Annotated in this window: 13 protein-coding genes; 3 read left to right on the top strand and 10 right to left on the bottom strand. The window is 60.8% G+C overall.

The features are described 5' to 3' along the window. Nucleotides 1-231: 231 nt before the first annotated feature. The 8 genes from nosR to corA form a co-directional block, all read right to left on the bottom strand. Nucleotides 232-1,551 (bottom strand): response regulator c-di-GMP phosphodiesterase, NosR family, encoded by a 1,320-nt coding sequence (nosR, locus tag ABXR19_RS05875; protein ID WP_354600169.1) that lies wholly within the window; start codon nt 1,549-1,551, stop codon nt 232-234. A 219-nt stretch (nt 1,552-1,770) separates the two neighbouring features. Beyond that, nucleotides 1,771-3,027 carry an ATP-binding protein gene (locus tag ABXR19_RS05870; RefSeq protein WP_354600168.1) on the bottom strand — a complete coding sequence of 419 codons (1,257 nt, stop codon included), beginning with the start codon at nt 3,025-3,027 and terminating at the stop codon, nt 1,771-1,773. Further along, nucleotides 3,024-3,974 carry a TRAP transporter substrate-binding protein gene (locus ABXR19_RS05865; RefSeq protein WP_354600167.1) on the bottom strand — a complete coding sequence of 317 codons (951 nt, stop codon included), beginning with the start codon at nt 3,972-3,974 and terminating at the stop codon, nt 3,024-3,026. The genes ABXR19_RS05870 and ABXR19_RS05865 overlap by 4 nt, the downstream gene beginning before the upstream one ends. Beyond that, nucleotides 3,971-5,797 carry an ATP-binding protein gene (locus ABXR19_RS05860; protein ID WP_354600166.1) on the bottom strand — a complete coding sequence of 609 codons (1,827 nt, stop codon included), beginning with the start codon at nt 5,795-5,797 and terminating at the stop codon, nt 3,971-3,973. Before ABXR19_RS05860 ends, ABXR19_RS05865 begins: the two co-directional genes overlap by 4 nt. Beyond that, nucleotides 5,791-6,609 (bottom strand): response regulator, encoded by an 819-nt coding sequence (locus tag ABXR19_RS05855; protein ID WP_354600165.1) that lies wholly within the window; start codon nt 6,607-6,609, stop codon nt 5,791-5,793. The genes ABXR19_RS05860 and ABXR19_RS05855 overlap by 7 nt, the downstream gene beginning before the upstream one ends. Before the next feature lie 342 nt (nt 6,610-6,951). Next, nucleotides 6,952-7,701 carry an arginyltransferase gene (locus ABXR19_RS05850; RefSeq protein WP_354600164.1) on the bottom strand — a complete coding sequence of 250 codons (750 nt, stop codon included), beginning with the start codon at nt 7,699-7,701 and terminating at the stop codon, nt 6,952-6,954. Further along, nucleotides 7,701-8,408 (bottom strand): leucyl/phenylalanyl-tRNA--protein transferase, encoded by a 708-nt coding sequence (gene aat / locus ABXR19_RS05845; protein ID WP_354600163.1) that lies wholly within the window; start codon nt 8,406-8,408, stop codon nt 7,701-7,703. Before aat ends, ABXR19_RS05850 begins: the two co-directional genes overlap by 1 nt. 114 nt (nt 8,409-8,522) lie before the next feature. Further along, nucleotides 8,523-9,626, bottom strand: a complete 1,104-nt coding sequence (gene corA, locus ABXR19_RS05840) for a magnesium/cobalt transporter CorA (RefSeq protein WP_354600162.1) — start codon at nt 9,624-9,626, stop codon at nt 8,523-8,525. Nucleotides 9,627-9,849: 223 nt separating this feature from the next. Here corA and ABXR19_RS05835 point away from each other — a divergent pair, with 223 nt between their 5' ends. Together ABXR19_RS05835 and pntB are read left to right on the top strand one after the other, a co-directional pair. Further along, nucleotides 9,850-11,451 (top strand): Re/Si-specific NAD(P)(+) transhydrogenase subunit alpha, encoded by a 1,602-nt coding sequence (locus ABXR19_RS05835; protein WP_435594300.1) that lies wholly within the window; start codon nt 9,850-9,852, stop codon nt 11,449-11,451. Between the two features lie 14 nt (nt 11,452-11,465). After that, nucleotides 11,466-12,884, top strand: a complete 1,419-nt coding sequence (gene pntB, locus ABXR19_RS05830) for a Re/Si-specific NAD(P)(+) transhydrogenase subunit beta (protein WP_354600160.1) — start codon at nt 11,466-11,468, stop codon at nt 12,882-12,884. Nucleotides 12,885-13,121: 237 nt separating this feature from the next. Here the strand turns inward: pntB and mfd are convergent, their stop codons facing one another. Together mfd and ABXR19_RS05820 are read right to left on the bottom strand one after the other, a co-directional pair. Then, entirely contained in the window at nt 13,122-16,682 is a 3,561-nt protein-coding gene (mfd, locus tag ABXR19_RS05825; protein WP_354600159.1) for a transcription-repair coupling factor, read from the bottom strand. A gap of 334 nt (nt 16,683-17,016) precedes the next feature. Continuing rightward, entirely contained in the window at nt 17,017-17,628 is a 612-nt protein-coding gene (locus tag ABXR19_RS05820) for a PEP-CTERM sorting domain-containing protein (protein ID WP_354600158.1), read from the bottom strand. A 472-nt stretch (nt 17,629-18,100) separates the two neighbouring features. Between ABXR19_RS05820 and ABXR19_RS05815 the strand changes: the two genes are divergently transcribed. Then, nucleotides 18,101-19,420, top strand: a complete 1,320-nt coding sequence (locus ABXR19_RS05815; protein WP_354600157.1) for a pectate lyase family protein — start codon at nt 18,101-18,103, stop codon at nt 19,418-19,420. The last annotated feature ends 72 nt before the right edge of the window (nt 19,421-19,492 follow it).

The raw sequence follows: 19,492 nt of genomic DNA, 5'->3' as shown, positions 1-19,492 counted from the left end.
TCTGGGGGCGGGTCTCTGGCATGCTCACGAACAAGATTGAGCGGATCCGAACGTTCCCTCCTTTGCAAAAAGAGGGCGAGGGAGGATTGGGTTTCGTGTAAGTGGCGCGCCTGGCTACCGTGTCTGGCTGAGACGCGGTAAACCCACCCCCCCTCAGTCCCTCTTTTGCAAAGGGGGCCGCCGCCCTGTGGCAGGGTTTCGGGCGATGGTTGAGGGGCGTTTCGTTCATGTTTACACCCGCACGCAGACGATCAGATGACGGCCGTAGGAGCGTTCGTAATCGCGGATCTGTTTGATCAGCAGTTCGTCGAGCACGTATTCGGTGGCCAGCAGGAGCATGCCTTCCGGGCTGTGCAGGTCGCGCGAGAGGACCATGCCGACCTCCAGTGCGTCGCCTGTGATGCGTTTTTCCAGCACGGGCTTTTTCGGGGCGCGCCCGACCAGTGCGCCGAAGGCTTCGACCACGGCCGGGTCGTAGCGGAAGCGGCTGCCTTCGAGGACCCAGCCCTTGGCTTCGTCCACGGTCATGCGTTTGGGGCTCAGGGTGCCGAGCTGGGCAGCGTCGTAATCGTTGGCCAGAGCCAGGATGCGCGCGCCCAGCGGGATCTTGTCGCCGGCCAGACCGTCCGGAAAACCTTTGCCGTCCCAGCGTTCGTGGTGGCTGCGGATGATGTCGGCGACGCCGCGCATGTCGGGCATGGACATCAGCGCGGCCGCACCGTTGAGTGGGTGCTTGCGGGCAATGCCGATTTCGTCAGCACTCATGTGAGTGAAAGGTTTGGTAAGCAGGGCGTCCGGGTAGCCGATCTTGCCAATGTCGTGGAGCAGGCCGGCAAGCAGGATTTCGTGGATCTGCGCTGGCGGGATCTGCATTTTTTCGGCCAGGTGGCGGGCTACGTCGGCAACCCGGCGGCTGTGGCCGGCCAGTGCCGGGCCGCGCATTTCGATCAGGTTGGAGAGCACCTGGACCGAATTGAAGAAGGTCTTCTTGAGCTTCTCCATCGCCAGCGAGACTTCCTGATGGGCGATGTTCAGTTCTTCGGTGCGCACGCGCACCTTGTCTTCAAGCGTGGCGTTGAGTTCGCGCAGCGCTTCGTTCTGGTGGTGGGTAAGGGCTTCGAGGCGGCTCTTTTCGCGTTGCAGGCCGGCAAGTTCGAGGGCCTGATGCAGGGTTTTGAGGAGTTCCTCGTCGTCCCAGGGCTTGGAGATGTAGCGGTAGATGCCACCTTCATTGATGGCGGAAATGGCGGAACTGACCTCGGCATAACCGGTGAGCAGCAGGCGTAGCGTGGCTGGCCAGCGCTCGCGCGCTTGTGCCAGCAGCTCGGCGCCCGTCATGCCGGGCATGCGCATGTCGGAGACGATCAGGTCGACGGCCTCGGCTTCAAGCAGGGTCAGCGCTTCGGCGCCGGAGTTGGCTGTCAGTACCGTGTAGCCGGCCGGGCGCAGCAGGCGACGCAGCGAGCTGAGCACGTTCGGCTCGTCGTCGACCAGCAGGATGACGGGAGCTTCGCTGAAACCGGGCGGGAAGGTGGATGGGGTGTCAGTCATGGGGCTCACCCTGAGGGGTGGGATGTTGGAGCGGCCACTGGCCGCGAATCGGTTTTTGTGGGAGCGACGTCCTCGTCGCGAAAGGCTTCGCGACGAGGACGTCGCTCCCACAGGCTCGGCGGACGTTCGGAGCGTGATGCTTGAAGACCCCCATCCAGCGGTCTTCTCCAGCCTGCCTGCTTGTAGAGGTCGGCAGGGAGCGGCTCTTCAGGGGGCTCGTCATTTTGCCACCTCGCCGGGTTTGATCGGCAGGCTGATGCGCACGGTGCTGCCTTTGCCCGGAGAGCTGTCGATCTCGATGTTGCCGCCGTGGCGCTGGATCGTGCCGTAGGCCACCGACAGGCCGAGGCCGGTGCCGGCCCCGATGGTCTTGGTGGTGAAGAAGGGGTCGAAGATGTGCGGCATGGCTTCCGGGACGATGCCGCAGCCGGTATCGGTGATTTCGATGATGGCATTGTCCTGTTCGCGATGGGTGCTGATGCTGATCGTGCCGCGCTCGCCAATCGCTTGGGCGGCGTTGAGCAGCACGCTCATCAGCACCTGGTTGATCTCGGAGGCGAGGCAGAAGACGTGGGGAATTTCGCCGTAGTCGCGCAGCAGTTCGCAGCGCCCGTTGAATTCGCGGCTAAGCACATCCAGCGTGCTTTCCAGGCAGTGGTGCAGGTCGATTTCGGACCATTGGTATTCGTTGCCCTCGCGCGAGAAATCCTTGAGGCTCTTGACGATTTTGCGCACGCGTTCGACGCCCTGGCGTGATTCGCAGAGCAGATCTTGTACATCATCGCGCAGGTAGCGGAAGTCGATGGATTGCTTGAGCAGCGTGAGTGCTTCGCACTTTGCTACAGGAATATAGCCGTCCTGCTCCAGACGCTCATAGTGGTCGACCAGACGTAGCAGGGCCTGGACGTGCTTTTCCAGACTGTTCAGATTCGATGAGACGAAGCCGATGGGGTTGTTGATTTCGTGGGCCATGCCAGCGGCAAGCTGACCGACGGAGGCGAGCTTCTCGTTCTGCAGCAGTTGGCCGTGGGCTTTATCCAGACGCAGGTTGAGGGCGTCCAGATCCTGAAAGGCCTTGAGTAGTTTGGCCTGACTATTTTTGCGTTCGGCGATGTCGCGAAACACCACGATGGCGCCGGGGGCGGGCTCGCTGAGCGGGTTGGCGGTGATTTCCACATCCAGAGGCGATCCATTCTTGTGCCAGAACACGTCTTCGATGAAGCAGAAGGCGCCACCGCGATGCAGCCAGGAAAACGGGCTTTCGTTAACCGGGTAGGGTGTGCCATCACGATGCCGGGATTGCAGGTGCGCGTGCAGACTCTGGCCGACCAGTTCGGCATTGCTGTAGCCGAGCAGGTAGCGCGCGGCGCGGTTGCTGTAGGTGATGGTATGGCAGGCATCCAGCACCAGCACGCCTTCGCTGAGGGTGTCGAGCAACAGATCCGTGAAGACCGGGGTTTGCGGGCTGTTGTTCATGGCAACTGCTCCTCGTTCGTCGCGGGGCGCATGTGTTCGACCATTTCGAGGAATGTGCGGGCGCGGGTTTCGCCGAAGCGGGTGACCAGATGAGTCAGGGCACTGGCCATGGCGGCCTGGAATGGCGCGTGATCAGGACTGTCGATCTGCATGCCGAAGCCGCGCAGGGCTTCGAGTTGCGCCGCTTGCTGCGAGCGAATTTTTTCGCGCATGGTGGTCGCTGCGTTCGTGGATTCCTCGCTGAGGATCTGCTGGTGTTCGATGCTGAGGGCTTCGAAATGCTGGCGGTTGATCAACTGCAGCATGCCGCCGTAGCTGTAGTCGATGAGGCTCAGATAGCGTTGGTTTTCGTAGATCTTGTAGGCGTGAATGACCGCAATGGGATTTTCCTGCCCATCGACCAGGCCTTGACGCATCACCGAGGCGAGCTGGGAAAACTCGACGATGACCGGCACGCAACCGAGGGCCAGCATGGCTTCCTGATACTGCGGGATCGGCGGTACGCGGATGCGCAGCCCGCGCAGGTCGTCCGGGTGCAGGATCGGGCGCGCATTGTTGCTGATCTGGCGAAAGCCCCATTCCCAGCTGGAAAGACGGTGCAGGCCGCGTTGCAGCAGATCGGGCATGGCCCAGTCGGCGAAAGGGCCATTGAGAACGCGATCCGCATGGGCCAGGTCGTCGAAGACGAAGGGCATGCAGGTGAGGGAGAATTTCGGCAGCAGTTCGCCGAGGCGATCAAAGGGAACAAGGGCCATGTCGACTTCACCCTGCGTCAGCATTTGCAGCATGGCCGGGATGCTGCCCAGCGTGCCGCCGGGGATGTCGGTGATGTTGAGCAGGCCACCGCTGCGTCGGGCAACGCGTTCGGTAAACTGCTTGATGGCAATGCGGGTGGCGGGATCATCGCCGGTGTGGTGAGCCAGCAGCAGGGTTTTGAAAGAGCTCATGATGGTTTTGCCTCGTCGGTGGCTGAGGTGTCGAGCTGCGGGTCGGGCTGGGTGATGGGCAGGGTCACTCTGAACGTGGTGCCTTCGCCGGGTGTGGAGCAGACTTCGATCTTGCCGTGGTGTTTCTGGACGATGCCGTAGGACAAGGACAAGCCCAGACCGGTGCCTTTGCCAACCGGTTTGGTGGTGAAGAAGGGGTCGAAAATGCGGCCCATGACTTCCGGGCTCATGCCGCAGCCATCGTCGCTGATCGCGATCCAGACCTGCTCGGCCGTTGCTCCGGTGCTGATGCGGATGCTGCCGCGAACATCACTCTTGATGGCGTGCGCCGCATTGACCAGCAGGTTCATGAAGACCTGGTTGAGCTGCGAGGGCAGGCATTGCACTTGGGGCAGTACGCCGAATTCGCGGATGACGTCGGCCTTGTATTTGATTTCGTTGTTGACCACGTTGAGCGTGGATTCCAGTCCGCGCTGCAGGTCAGTCCATTGCCAGTCGGCACTGGCATCGACGTGCGAGAAATCTTTCAGATCCTGAACGATCTTGCGCACGCGCTCGATGCCTTCGCGCGATTCGCGCATCAGGTCGAGCAGGTCGCCCTTGAGGTAATCCAGATCGATCTTCTGGCGCAGGCTGGCGATCGCCGTGCGCAGCTCAGGCTTGCTGATCTCGGGCTCGGCCTCTACATAGGCGTCGAGGAGCTTGAGCAGGTCGGCAAGATAGGTTTGCAGCGTGCCGAAGTTGGAGAAAACATAGCCGATGGGGTTGTTGATTTCGTGCGCCACGCCCGCCGCCAGCTGGCCGATGGAGGCGAGTTTTTCGTTCTGTACCAGATGTTGCTGGCTTTGCACGAGGCGATCCTGGGTTTCGTGCAGTTGCTGGTTCAGCGCCGTCACTTCCATCAGGTGTTGCTGCATCTCGCCTTCGATCAGCTCACGCCGGGTGATGTCGACTTCCAGTGCGGCTTTGGCTTCGCGCAATTCGCGGGTGCGTTCGGTGACCAATTGCTCAGCGGCTTCGCGGGCGTTACGCAATTCTTCTTCGGCCGCTTTGCGATCAGTGATGTCGATCAGGGTTTCGATGGCACCGATGATGGCGCCGCTGGCATCACGCAGCGGGGTGGCGGCCACATGCATCCAGCGCGCCGGATTGTTGTCACGCGCTGTGACATACAGTTCGGCCTCAAAGGCACCTTCAGCGGCCGGGGATTTCCACAGGCGGTCGCTGAATTTCTGACGCAAGCCTTCCTCGTCAACCGGGTTCATGACCCAGTCGGCCAGCAACTGGCCTTTGCCTAAGCCCAGGGCGCTGCCGGCGTCGTCGCTGCCGATCAGATCGTTGGCGGAGATGGTTGTGATGACTTCGCAGGCGCGGTTCCAGTGGGTAACGCAGTGATCTTTGTCGAGCACAAAAGTGCCGACCGGATAGCCTTCGATAATTTCGGTGAGCAATTGCAGCATCGAGGCTTCGGCGCCCTCGGCGCGCATGCGCGAGGTAACGTCGATGCAGGTGGCAATCTGGACGGTGCGGTCTTCGAAAGCGCTGGGCTTCATGCTGACTTCAAACCAGCGATCCGTACCGTCAGGCATGGGCCAGGGCAAGGCGTCGGCCCAGCTCTGGCCTAGCGTGAAGTCGATCCAGGCTTCGCCGCCCAGTTCGCGCAGGGTCTTGGCTTGCAGTTCGCGCAGGCTTTGTTTGACGATGCGCGAGAAGGGCGCGTTGGCATACAGGATGGTTTCGCCGTCGATGACGAGCACCCCGACCTCGACCAGATCGAGGAGCAGGAAGCTTTGCCAGCCGAGCGGATCGAGGCCTTTCAGCATGATTCAGCTTTCGGGAAGATCGCGATGAGCTGGCCCTGAGCTGAGTGCGAGAGGGCCTGCAGTTGCACGCTGTGGGAGTGTCCGTTCAGCATCAGGCTGCCGCGCGCCGGCGCCGGGGCTTCAAGCAGGGCGACAATTTCGACGGGCAGCATGGCTGTGGCCGGTCTGCACAGAACCAGTTTGCCTTCGAACAGTTTCAGTGCGGCCTGGTTGGCAAACATCAGCAGGCCCGAGCCATCGACGCCCAGCAAGGCAATTGGCAAATCGTGCACGATGGTCTGCAGATTCAGCAGGGCGCTTTGGGCAAATTCGGCGCGCTCGGCCAGTTGTTCATTGGCTTTGGCGAGCTCCGCATTCACTTCGATCAGCATGTTTTGAAGCATGCGGTTCTCGTCTTGCACCCATTTGTGCTGCAAAGCTTCCTTGATCGACAGACGCAGCAGTTCGTCGTCCCAAGGCTTGGTGAGAAATTTATAAACCGCCCCCTCGTTGATCGCGGCGGTGACGCTTTCCAGATCGGTGTAGCCGGAGAGGATCATGCGCACGCTGTCCGGGCTCAGTTCCTGTGCCTTTTTCAGGAATACGGTGCCGACCATGTTCGGCATGCGCTGGTCGGAGATGATGACGTCGACCGTCTCGGTCGCCAGAATGTCCAGCCCGGCTTGCCCGCTTCCGGCGGTGAGAATGGTGTAAGCGTCCTTGCGCAGCAGTCGGCGCAGGGAGGCGAGGATGTTTTCCTCGTCATCCACCAGAAGCACGATGTTGGGCTTGATCTCGATGCTGGCGTTGCCCGGGCCTTGAATGGTTTCCATGGAGTCCTCTCATTTGCAGAGCCGGGTGGTGTTGCAAGTGGAAAGGGCGCTGCCGGCGTGGCAGGAAAAATGCCCTCCAGAGCTTATCGGCACTTGAGGCGGGGACTTGATTGGCGATTACACGGCTGAAAGGGCGGGGGCGTTGCGCCGGGCCAAGGCCTGTGCCTTGGAGAGGCGCTCTCAGCGGGTCTCTTGGGGTAGGGTGCTTGAACGGGCAAGCGGGGCGCGGCTCTGCGAGGTGTGACGATTTCGTAGCCCGACAGAAGCAAAGCGCAGTCCGGGGCTGGTGGTGGCAGCGGGCGGGTTTATGTGGAAGTCCTGGGGCTTGCTGCGAGCCGGCGCTTAGTCGCCGAGCAGGCGGAAATCTGCTTCGTTCAGCACGCGCCAGCTTCCGGCAATCCGGCCTTCAAGCGGGGCAAAGCGTTGCTTGTAATTCATCTTGGCGCTGTCACGGATCCAGTAGCCCAGATACAGCCAGGGGCGGCCGATCTGTTTGCAGGCTTCGATCTGCCACAGCACGTTGTAGGTGCCGTAGGCCGCGCCGGGCATGTCCGGGTCGTAGAAGGTGTAAACGCTGGAGAGACCGTCCGGCAGGCAGTCGATGATCGAGACCATGCGCAGCACGCCGTCTTCGCGGAAGGCGACGAGCCGTGTATCGACCTGGCTTTCGAGCAGAAAATGGGTGTATTGCTCGCGCCCGTCCTGATCCATGCCGCCGCCAGCGTGGCGGGCGTGCTGGTAGCGGCGATACAGAGCGTAGTGCTCGTCGGAGAATTCCAGAGGGTGTTCTTCGGCGACCAGATTGGCGTGTTTGCGCCAGGCGCGGGTCTGGCTGCGCGAGGGTTTGAATTGGGTCACCGGCACGCGCACCGGCACGCAGGCATGGCAGGCGTCGCAATACGGCCGGTAGGTGTAGACGCCGCTGCGACGGAAACCGCCACGCACCAGTTCGCCATACAGCAGAGTGTCGATCAGATGGCCGGGCGTGGCCACTTGCGAGCGCGCGACGTGCGCGGGCAGATAGGAGCACTCGTAGGGCGCGGTGGCGTAAAACTGCAGCAGCGAGTAGGGAAGGTCTTGCAACTGCGACATCAGATACTCCAGTTTGCCCGGGCGAAATCCGCCGGCCATTTGCCGGCAACGGCGTCCTGCGTCCATTCCTTGAGGCCTGTGACAAATTCTTGCCGAGGCATTTCCTGTCCGCCCAGCGAGGCCAGATGGGCCGTGCTCATCTGGCAGTCGAGTATGGCGAAATTCTCGCGCGTCAGCAGCCGCACCAGATGGGCAAAAGCGATCTTGGAGGCGTCGGTGGCGCGGTGAAACATGGATTCGCCAAAGAAGGCGCGCCCAATCGCCACGCCATACAGGCCGCCGACCAGTTCGCCATCAATCCAGGTTTCGACACTGTGCGCCCAGCCCAGTTCGTGCAGGGCGCAGTAGGCTTCGCGCATCTCATCGACAATCCAGGTGCCGTCGGCGTAGCTGCGCGGGGCGGCGCAGGCGGCCATGACGGCCGGAAAGGCGCTGTCACAGCGGATCTCGAAGGCCCCCCGACGCAGAGTCTTGCGTAGTGAGCCTGTCAGGCGGGCCTGCTCGGGGATGACCACCATGCGCGGGTCTGGGCTCCACCACAGGATCGGATCGCCCTGCGAGAACCACGGAAAAATCCCCTGCCGGTAGGCCGCAAGGATCCATTCCGGCGCCAGTTGTCCACCTGCCGCAAGCAAGCCGTTCGGATCGCGCAGGGCTTTGTGCGTCGGCGGAAAGGCGGGGTGGTCGGGTGGCAGGCAGGGGATCATTGTTGGGGACTGGGGACTTTGGGGCTCTGTTTTCCGTAGGTGCGACTTCAGTCGCACACCGGGCGTGGAGGCCGACTGAAGTCGGCCCTACGGGAATGTGGTTTCGATTCTCGCTCAGCTATTGATCCGTACCCACCAGCGGCGCCAGAACAGGGCGGTGATCAGCGCCAGGGCAGCTGCCACAATCATCATCACGACCAGCACCCAGCCATCTTGCCGATCCAGCCACGGGATGTAGCGGAAGTTCATGCCGAAGAATCCGGTGAGCAGCGTGGCCGGAGCGAAAACAGTGGTCACTACGGTGAGCATGCGCACCTCGGCATTCAGGCGGTTGCTGACCGACGACAGATAGATGTCGAGGAGGCCGCTGATCAACTCGCGCAGGGAGTCGAGTTGTTCAATTACATGTACGGTGTGGTCATACACGTCACGAAAGTACAGCTGGGTCTCGCTCGATAGCAGCCCGCCCGGCATGCGCTGTACGCTGTTGAGCACTTCGCGCAGTGGCCATACGGCGCGGCGGATTTCCAGGGCTTCGTGCTTGAAATGGTTGATCTCTTCGATACTGTGGAGATCGGTGCCGCTGAGTAGCTTGTCTTCCAGATCTTCCACGTCATCGCTCATGGCTTCGACAACTACGAAATATTGGTCGACCACTGCATCGATCAGGGCGTGGAGCAGACCGTCCGGGCCGGCGGCGCGCAGATTGCCGATGCGCTTGCGCAGGCGGTTGCGGATCGGATCGAAAAGGCCGGACGAGCGTTCCTGAAAGCTCAGGACAAAATCCTTGCCCAGAATCAGGCTGATCTGATCAGAGGAGGCGTCGTGCAGGCTTTGGTCATAGCGAAAGCTGCGCAGTACGATGAAGCTGTAGTGTCCGTATTCGTCGAGCTTGGGGCGCTGGCGGGTGTTGGCAATGTCTTCGAGCACCAGCGGGTGCAGGTCGAAGCGGCGGCCGATCTCCTCCATGACCTGTGGTTCATGTACGCCATGCACATTTAACCAGATCATGGCGTGCTCACGCTTGTGCTGGCGCGAGGCTTCGAGCGTGTCGAAAGTGATCTCGCGCAAGTCTTCTGCGTCGTAATCGAAGAGGCTGAAGCTGGTTTGATCGACTTTGATCTCGCCCACATGGATGATGCTGCCGGGGGCTTGTCCAGCCTTGGGAGCGTATGCCGTACGGCGGCGTCTGGCCTTGCGTTCAGGAGCTTTGTGCATAGCGTCATCCAGAAATGAGTAGACCACAGTATCATGCTGGCCTGCAGCCCCGCTGGCATCAGGGGAATTGCGCCGATTTTACAAGGAAGACCACGCGTGATCAGAAATTGATGATCGCTGTGGCGGCAACGCAAGGGGTGTGGATGTCAACGGGGTGCTGCAAAACCCCTTTGCTTTGAACCACACCTTTTGCTGGATGCAAATCATTAATGGAGAACAGAGAATGTCACTAGTTATAGGGGTGCCCAGGGAAGTTTTTGCCGGGGAGAAACGCGTCGCGACTGTTCCCGATGTCGTAGAAAAGCTGATCAAACTGGGTTTCAAGCTGACAGTTGAATCGGGCGCCGGCGATCTGGCGAACTTCAGCGATGACGCTTACCGTGCAGCCGGTGCCGAGATTGCCGAGAGCGCAGCGAAGCTGTGGTCTGGCGCCGACATCGTTTTCAAGGTACGCGGCCCGAGTGATGAAGAAGTCGGCTTGATGCGCGAAGGCGGTACGCTGATTTCCTTCATCTGGCCTGCCCAGAACCCCGAGTTGATGCAGAAGCTCGCCGCCAAGAAAGTCACCGTGCTGGCCATCGACGCATTGCCGCGTCAATTGAGCCGTGCCCAGAAAATGGATGCGCTGACCTCGCAAGCTGGCGTGGCGGGTTATCGTGCCGTGATCGAGGCTGCGAATGGTTTCGGCCGCTTCTTCAATGGCCAGATCACCGCTGCCGGCAAGGTGCCGCCGGCCAAGGTCTTCATCGCTGGCGCCGGTGTGGCCGGTCTGGCTGCCATCGGTACAGCAGCCGGTCTGGGTGCCATCGTGCGCGCCAACGATACGCGCGCCGAAGTGGCTGATCAGGTCAAGTCGTTGGGCGGCGAGTTCGTCAAGGTCGAATACGAGGAAGAAGGCTCGGGCGGTGGCGGTTACGCCAAAGTCATGTCCGAGGGCTTCATGCAAGCCCAGCGCGAGATGTATGCCAAGCAGGCCCGCGAAGTGGACATCATCATCACTACCGCGCTGATTCCCGGCAAGCCCGCTCCGAAGCTCATCACCGCCGAAATGGTGCAGAGCATGAAGCCCGGCAGCGTCATCGTCGACATGGCTGCCGAACAGGGCGGCAACTGCGAATTGACCGAACCCGGCCAGGCTGTGGTCAAACATGGCGTGACCATCATCGGCTATACCGATCTGGTCAGTCGCCTGTCCCGCCAGTCCTCGACGCTTTACGCAAGCAACCTGTTCCGTCTGACGGAAGAGCTGTGCAAGACCAAGGACGGCCTCATCAACGTCAACATGGAAGACGACGCCATTCGCGGCCTGACGGTCATCAAGGACGGCGAGATCACCTGGCCGGCGCCTGCGCTCAAAGCCCCTGTAGCGGCAGCCAGGCCGGCCGCAGCTGCACCGGTCGTGAAGAAGGCGTCGGGTCATGGTCACGGCGGCGGTGGCGAACCGATGTCCCATCAGAAAATGGCCGTCATGTTCGGGATTGCGGGTGTGCTGTTCTGGCTGATTGGTGCCAACGCACCGGCAGCCTTCCTCGGCCACTTCACGGTGTTCGTGCTGGCCTGCTTCGTCGGCTATATGGTGGTGTGGAACGTGAAGCCGGCCCTGCATACGCCGCTGATGAGCGTGACCAATGCGGTCAGCAGCATCATCGCGATCGGCGCCTTGGTGCAGATCGCTCCGCCGGTGTCGGACAGCCTGCTTTCGGGCGTCTCGCGTCCTGACGAAGTGATCCGCTGGCTCGCTATCGGCTCCATCGTGCTGGCCACCATCAATATGTTCGGCGGCTTCGCCGTGACCCAGCGCATGCTGGCGATGTTCCGCAAGTAAGGGGAAGAAATAACATGTCTGCAAGTCTGGCTACAGTCTCCTATCTCGGAGCAACTATTCTTTTCATCCTGTGTCTGGGCGGTTTGTCCAACCAGGAAACCGCGCTTCGCGGCAACCTCTACGGCATGATCGGCATGGCGATTGCCGTGCTGGCCACGGTATTTGGCCCGCGCGTGGCGTCTATCGGCCTGCCGTGGATCATTGGCGCCATGGTGGTTGGTGGTGTGATCGGTGTGTATCTGGCGCGCGTCGTCAAAATGACGCAAATGCCCGAGTTGGTGGCCTTCATGCACAGCATGGTCGGTCTGGCTGCCTGTCTGGTTGGTTTTGCCAGCTACATCGACACGTCCATCACTCTCACCGGTGCGGAAAAATCCATCCACGAAATCGAGATTTACATCGGCATCCTGATTGGCGCCGTGACCTTCTCGGGTTCAGTGATCGCCTTTGGCAAGCTGTCCGGCAAAATCGGCGGCAAGCCCTTGTTGCTGCCGGGCCGTCACCTGCTCAACCTGATCGGCCTCTTGGTCGTCATCTACTTCGGCTACGCCTTCCTGCAGGCCGAAACCGTCTCTGCCGGCATGATCCCGCTGATCGTGATGACCGCGATTGCGCTGCTTTTTGGTATCCACATGGTGATGGCTATCGGCGGTGCCGACATGCCGGTCGTGGTCTCGATGCTCAATAGCTACTCCGGCTGGGCTGCTGCAGCGACCGGCTTCATGCTCTCCAACGATCTGCTGATCGTGACCGGTGCGCTGGTTGGCTCCAGTGGTGCGATTCTGTCGTACATCATGTGCTCGGCGATGAACCGCAATTTCATCAGCGTAATTGCCGGTGGTTTCGGTTCTGACGGTGGCACGCCCGCACCCAAGGCAGCTGGCGGCAGCGCTGAACCTGTCGGTGAGGTGAGCCCGATCCTGGCCGCTGAAACCACTGAACTGCTGCGCGAAGCCAAGAGTGTGGTCATCGTTCCGGGCTATGGCATGGCCGTGGCACAAGCTCAGCACACCGTCTTCGAGATCACTCGCCACCTGCGCGAAAAAGGCGTGAACGTGCGCTTCGCCATCCACCCGGTGGCAGGCCGCATGCCGGGCCACATGAACGTGTTGCTGGCCGAAGCCAAGGTGCCTTACGACATCGTGATGGAAATGGACGAGATCAACGACGACTTCCCGGAGACCGATGTGGTCATGGTGATTGGCGCCAACGACATCGTGAACCCGGCCGCGCAGGAAGACCCGAGCAGCCCCATCGCCGGCATGCCGGTGCTGGAAGTGTGGAAGGCCAAGACCTCGATCGTGATGAAGCGTTCGATGGCTTCGGGCTACGCCGGCGTCGACAATCCGTTGTTCTACAAGGACAACAACCGCATGCTGTTTGGCGATGCCAAAAAGATGCTGGATGAGGTGTTGACTGCTTTGAAATCTTGATTCGCGGTTGATTGATCAACAGAAAGCCGACTTCGTGTCGGCTTTCTGCTTTTGGATGACTGCTTTGATGGCATGCCTGTAGCGCCGCTCGCCGCCGCAGGCGGCACCCCGGCGAGCCGCGCCTGTATTGGCGTTGCAGCACCCCCGCCCAAAGAGCCAATGCGGGCGCGGCTGTGCAGGGATGCCCTCTCAGTCCTCAGCACTCATTGCTCAGTCCTCCGCCGCAGGCGGCCGACCTCACCCGCCCAGCTGCTTCAACACATTCCTCACCTTGCTCGCGCGCTCGGCCAGGGTGTCGGCGGTGATGTTGATGGTGAGCTTGTCCTGCCCGGCGAGCTTCCAGTTCCGGTTGTTCTGGATCAGCTTGATGATGGTGATCGGCTCGATCGGCGGGTTCGGCTCGAATTGCAGGTGGATGCGCGATTCGCTGGCGTCGATCTTGATGATGCCCAGCGGCTTGGCGGCGACGCGCAGCTTGTGGGTTTCCATCAGCGCCAGGGTTTGCGCCGGCATCTCGCCGAAGCGGTCGATCAGCTCTTCCTGGATGCCCAGCAGCTCGTCGCCGTCCTCGCAGTTGGCCATGCGTTTGTACAGTGTCAGGCGTTCCTGGATGTCCGGGCAATACTTGTCTGGCAGCAGCGCCGGGCTATGCAGGTTGATTTCGGAGGCCACGTCCAGCGGTTGCGCCAGATCGACTTCCTTGCCTGATTGCAATGCCTTGACGGCGCGCTTGAGCATCTCGGAATACAGCGAGAAGCCGATCTGCATGATCTCGCCGGATTGTGAATCACCCAGCACTTCGCCGGCGCCGCGAATTTCCAGGTCGTGCATCGCGAGATAGAAGCCCGAGCCCAGCTCGTCCATCATGGCAATCGCTTCGAGGCGTTTCTGCGCGTTGGCGGTGGGCTTGGTGGTGTCGGTCAGCAGGTAGGCGTAGGCCTGATGGTGCGAGCGCCCGACGCGGCCGCGCAACTGGTGCAACTGCGCGAGGCCGAAGCGATCCGCCCGGTTGATGACAATGGTGTTGGCGGTCGGGATGTTGATGCCGGTTTCGATGATGGTCGTGCACAGCAGCAGGTTGGCGCGCTGGGCGGTGAAGTCCTTCATCACGCGTTCCAGCTCGCGCTCGTTCATCTGGCCGTGGCCGACGACGATGCGTGCCTCGGGCAGCAACTCGGTCAGCGAGTTGCGCATGTTCTCGATGGTGTCGACTTCGTTGTGCAGGAAGTAGACCTGCCCGCCGCGCTTGAATTCGCGCAGCACGGCTTCGCGGATCACGCCCTTGCTATAGCTCTGCACGAAGGTCTTGATGGCCAGACGCTTCTGCGGTGCGGTGGCGATGATCGAGAATTCGCGCAGGCCTTCCATGGCCATGCCCAGCGTGCGCGGAATCGGCGTGGCGGTCAGGGTCAGGATGTCGACCTCGCTGCGCATGGATTTCAGTGCCTCTTTCTGACGTACGCCGAAACGGTGTTCCTCGTCGATCACGACCAGACCGAGGCGCTTGAGCACCACGTCTTTCTGCAGCAGGCGGTGGGTGCCGATCAGGATGTCGATCTTGCCTTCGGCAGCCAGCTTGAGCGCCTCGGTTTGCTCAGCCGCAGTGCGGAAGCGCGACAGCTCGGCGATCTTCACCGGCCAGTCGGCAAAGCGATCCGAGAAGGTCTGGAAATGCTGCTCGGCGAGCAGGGTCGTCGGGCACAGCACGACGACCTGTTTGCCATCATTAATCGCGATGAAGGCGGCGCGCAGCGCGACTTCGGTCTTGCCGAAGCCCACGTCGCCGCACACCAGCCGGTCCATCGGCCGGCCGCTGCGCATGTCCTCGACTACCGCGTTGATCGCGGCGAGCTGGTCCGGCGTTTCCTCGAAGCCGAAGCCCTCGGCGAAGGCGTCCAGATCGTGCTGCTTGAAATCGAATTTGTGACCGGGGCGCGCCGCGCGTTTGGCGTACAAGGCGAGCAGCTCGACGGCCGTGTCGCGCACCTGTTGCGCGGCCTTGCGCTTGGCCTTTTCCCACTGGCCGGAGCCGAGCTTGTGCAGGCCGATGGTTTCCGGATCGGCGCCGGCATAGCGCGTGATCAGGTGCAGCTGGGAGACGGGCACGTAGAGCTTGGTGTCCTCGGCGTATTCCAGATGCAAAAATTCCGTATCGCCTTCGCCCAGATCCATGTGAACGAGGCCGTGATAGCGGCCGATGCCGTGGCTGCTGTGCACCACCGGGTCGCCGATCTTGAGCTCGGACAGATCCTTGAGGAAGCCTTCGACCGAACTCTTGCGCGCATCGCGGCCACGCCCGCGCGGGCGTACCTGCGAGGCGTAAAGCTCGTTCTCGGTGAGGATCGCGATGTTCGCGCTGGGCAGCACGAAGCCGGCATTCAACGGGCCGACGGCCAGCGCCAGCTTAGCGTCGCTGGCCATGAAGCCGGCCAGATCGGCACTCGCCGCCGGGCGCAATTCGTACTCGGCAAAGTAATCGCTGATCGTCTGCGCCCGCCCGGCGGACTCGGCCAGCAGCAGCACGCGCCAGGGGAAGTTGGCGAGGAAGTGCTTGAGGCGATGCAGCGGGTCGGTCGCTTTGCGCTCGACCGAGAGGTCGGGCAGGGGCGCGGTGGGCGTTGACATTCCCTCGCCCGCCTGCGGGAGAGGGTGGCCCGCAGGGCCGGGAGAGGGCGCCGTGTCGCCCGAAGCCCTCTCCCCCAGTCCCTCTCCCGCAGGCGGGAGAGGGGGGCGTTCAGCGGCTTCGCCGGGAGCAGAGATGGCCATACGCGGCAATTCCTTGGCCGCGACAAAGAAAGCCTCGGCTGGCAGGAAGAGTTGCTCCGGCGCCAGCAGCGGCCGTGCGCGGTCGCCGGACATCAGCTTGTAGCGGTTGCGGGCCTCGGCCCAGAAGGCCTCTATGGCGGCCGGTACGTCCTGGTGCGTGACCAGCAGCACCTTTTTCGGCAGGTAATCGAACAGCGTCGCCGTCTCTTCAAAAAACAGCGGCAGGTAGTACTCGATACCGGCTGAGGCGACGCCGTTGGAGATGTCCTTGTAGATCACCGATTTGGTCGGGTCGCCCTCGAAAGCCTCGCGGAAACGCGCGCGGAAGGCGCTCTTGGCCTTGTCATCCATCGGGAATTCGCGCGCCGGTAGCAGGCGGATTTCCGGCACTGGATACACCGTGCGCTGTGTGTCCGGATCGAAGGTGCGGATGGTGTCGATCTCGTCGTCGAACAGGTCGATGCGAAACGGCAACTGCGTGCCCATCGGGAACAGATCGACCAGGCCGCCGCGCACCGAGAACTCGCCGGGGCGGATCACCTGCGTGACATGTTCATAACCGGCCAGCGCCATCTGCAGCTTGAAGGCATCCAGATCGAGCGTGTCCTTGGTCTTCAGGAAGAAAGTGTAGCCCGCCATGTAGGACGGCGGCGCCATGCGATACAGCGCGGTGGAGGCCGGCGCAATGGTGATGTCCGACTCGCCCTTCTGGATCGCGTAGAGCGTGGCCAGGCGTTCCGAGATCAGATCCTGGTGCGGCGAGAAGCTGTCGTAGGGCAGGGTTTCCCAGTCCGGCAGCAGATGCACGCGCAGGCCCGGCGCTAGCCACTGCACTTCCTCGGTCAGGCGCTGCGCATCCAGCGGATTGGCCGTGATCACCAGCAGCTTCTGTCCGCTGGCGGCCAGTTGCGCCAGCGCGGCGGCGTCCGCCGAACCATGCAGGCGCGGCACATCGAAGCGCTGACCGGGCTTGGGCAGGCTGATCAGGGATAAGGGCTGAAGCGGGGAAGAGGCTGGCAAGGGGCGGGTCATGTGGTGCGGCTCGGCAAAAAAATGCATAACACCGCGCGGCGGCTGGCGGGGCGAATGGCCCCGAGGCTGGCGTGCGGTGGAAAGGAAAATCAGGGGCGGATTATAACGGCTGAAGCCTTGTGGCTAGGGTTTCAAGGTGAAGCAAGGGCGTTTGAATTTCAGCGGGTTCGGACGGGAATAATGAGCAGCCTGAAGAACCATATGGGGCGGGCTTGTGCGAGCAGGGAGGCTGGAGAGGGCCGGTGGGGGCGCTTGTGTGGCTGTCAGTGAGTGCCCCGTTGTGAAGGGCATAAAAAACGGGGCATTGCCCCGTTCAAAACTGTGCTGTGTCGTATCAGGCCTTGGCTTTGCGGCGGCTGAAAGCCAAACCCACCAGACCCAGACCCATCATTGCCCAAGTCGAAGGCTCAGGTACGGCGGCGACTTCGTACTGAATCGTGCCACTGAAAATGCGCGGGCTGTAGTTCGTCGAAAAGGCATAGGCCTTGCCGTGACCTTCCAGAATCTGCAGGTCAGCATTGGCGGCGGCGACGTTGCCAACACCCGTTCCATTGGTGTATTGCGTATAGCCAGTCCCCTGGCTAGTGATGTACAAACCGGTGGTGGCATTGGCCTCCAGACCGAAATCCGCGATATCCACAAAGGTCGCGTTGCCACTGCCATTTGACGTGATGGCTGTGCTGCCCACCAAGGTCCAGGCGGAGGCGCTGTCTTGAGAGCCTACAAAGCTTCCCGACTTTTTGTAAACCTCAATAATGCTTGCGGCGGACGAGAGATTGAGATCAAAACCCGTCACCGTCAGCGCATTACTGAAGGTGACGACATCGAACATGATGCCGTTTTGGCTGTTGTTGCTGGTAAAGCCTGTTGAAAGCGCCGCGCCGTGCGCAGCTCCCATGGTTGCCAAGCTCAGAATGGCAGCAAAGAAACGAAAATATTTGTTCACGGTAATTCCTCTCTGTCGAATATTTATGAGTGTTGAAGCAGGCCTTCTTTTTTGAGGCTCTAGCAAACACTATCAGAAACCCATTTGGTGTTGTTGCGGTGCGGTATTTGTTTTTTATTCTGACTGTGACAGAGTTGGCGCTGCGGCAAAAACTCTTTCTGAATATGCAAATCGACAAGTTGTTCCGGTGTGCGAGTCCTTGTTTTAACCATGATTTATGCTGAGGTTTTTTGGCCGCGGTAGATTCTCTGCAATCCCGGAATGACATGGGGGCGATAAGTCTTTGGGCTGACGAGTGCTGGAAAGCGCAGCTTGGTCGTCCGTTGGTCTGCCAATCTGGTGGGTGACGACACTTATCCTTGCAATGAGCGTTTCTGTCGACCATGTTTCGAAGGCTGCACAAAATATGCGTGCGGCAACAGCAACCCGTAGATGTTGTATTCATTCCAGTCAAAAACCAGGAGACAAATCCATGTTCAGGTCATTGTTATCAGGGGCGCTGTTGGCGCTGCTCAGTACGACTGCCGTTGCGGCCAACCGGCCGGCGGGCTTTACCACGATCTGCACCGAGGGCAAGACCTGCTCGGTGAGTGCCGCCAGCAATGTCGCATTCGGGCGTGCAGATAAATTCTTCTACAAGACGCTGTCCGGCAGTTTTGCCTGCGCCGAGGCGACGTTTGGCGGACGTGTGGCAGGCGGCACCAATGAATGTTCGGTCAAGTCCGGCAGTTCTTCGTCGAGCAGCTCCTCGTCGTCGTCGAGTTCGTCGAGTTCTTCGAGCAGCTCGTCCTCAAGCTCCTCAAGCAGTTCGTCGTCCAGTTCGTCGAGTAGCTCTTCTTCGAGCAGCTCTTCCAGCTCATCGGGTGGCAGCGCACTCAATCCGGTTGACGGATTTGCCGGTGCGTCGGCATTTGGACTGAGCACAACCACCGGCGGTGTGGGCGGGCGGGCCGTGAAGGTCAGCAATCTGACTGATCTGAAGACGCTGACCGATAGCAACGAGAAACTCATCGTTCTGATCAATGGTGTGATCGACATGCAGGGCATGGTGCCGCTGCGCTCCGACAAGACCATTGTCGGCCTGCCCGGCAGCAAGCTGACGAATGGGGGCTTCGAAATTTACAAGCGGCAGAACATCATCATCCGCAACGTGTATTTCGAAGGTGCGCCGGACGACACGCTGAAGATCAACCAGAACACGCACCACGTCTGGGTGGATCACTGCACATTCTCTGACGGTGATGTGTATCCGGACGGCAAGGAGCATGACGGTCTCTTCGATATCACGCGCCAGACCTCGCACATCACGATCAGCTACAGCCATTTCAAGAATCACAGCAAGACCATGCTGATTGGTCACAGCGACGGCGCCAGTACGGATGCGGGCTTCCTGAAAACGTCCATTCACCACAACTGGTTCCAGACGGATCAGCGTCATCCGCGTGTGCGTTTTGGCGAGGTGCACGTTTATAACAATTTCTACGATGGCAACAAGATCTACGGCATTGCTTCAACCATGGAAGCGGACGTGTTGGTCGAGGGAAATTACTTCAAGAATGTTCTCTATCCGGCCTATGTGGGTTATGCGGAATCCGGCCCCGGCGATCTGGTTCAGCGCAATAACATTCTGGATGGCTCAGGCGGACTCCAGACGCGCGGCTCAGCTTTCGATCCGGCCAGTTATTACGTCTACGCCGTCGAAAATCCGGCAGGTATTCCGGTCAAGGTGATGGCTAACGCGGGCTTTGGCAAGATTGATCCGTGGGCCGCAGCAGGTGTAGCGCCGTTCTGAGATTCGCGAGTTTGATCGGATGAAAAGGCCCGGAACTGGCTGTTCCGGGCTTTTTTTGCGTGCATGCCTGAA

Origin of the sequence: Uliginosibacterium flavum (genome assembly GCF_040566545.1) — a bacterium.
In the GTDB taxonomy this organism is placed as follows: domain Bacteria; phylum Pseudomonadota; class Gammaproteobacteria; order Burkholderiales; family Rhodocyclaceae; genus Uliginosibacterium; species Uliginosibacterium flavum.
This window is presented reverse-complemented; position numbering and strand designations above follow the sequence as displayed.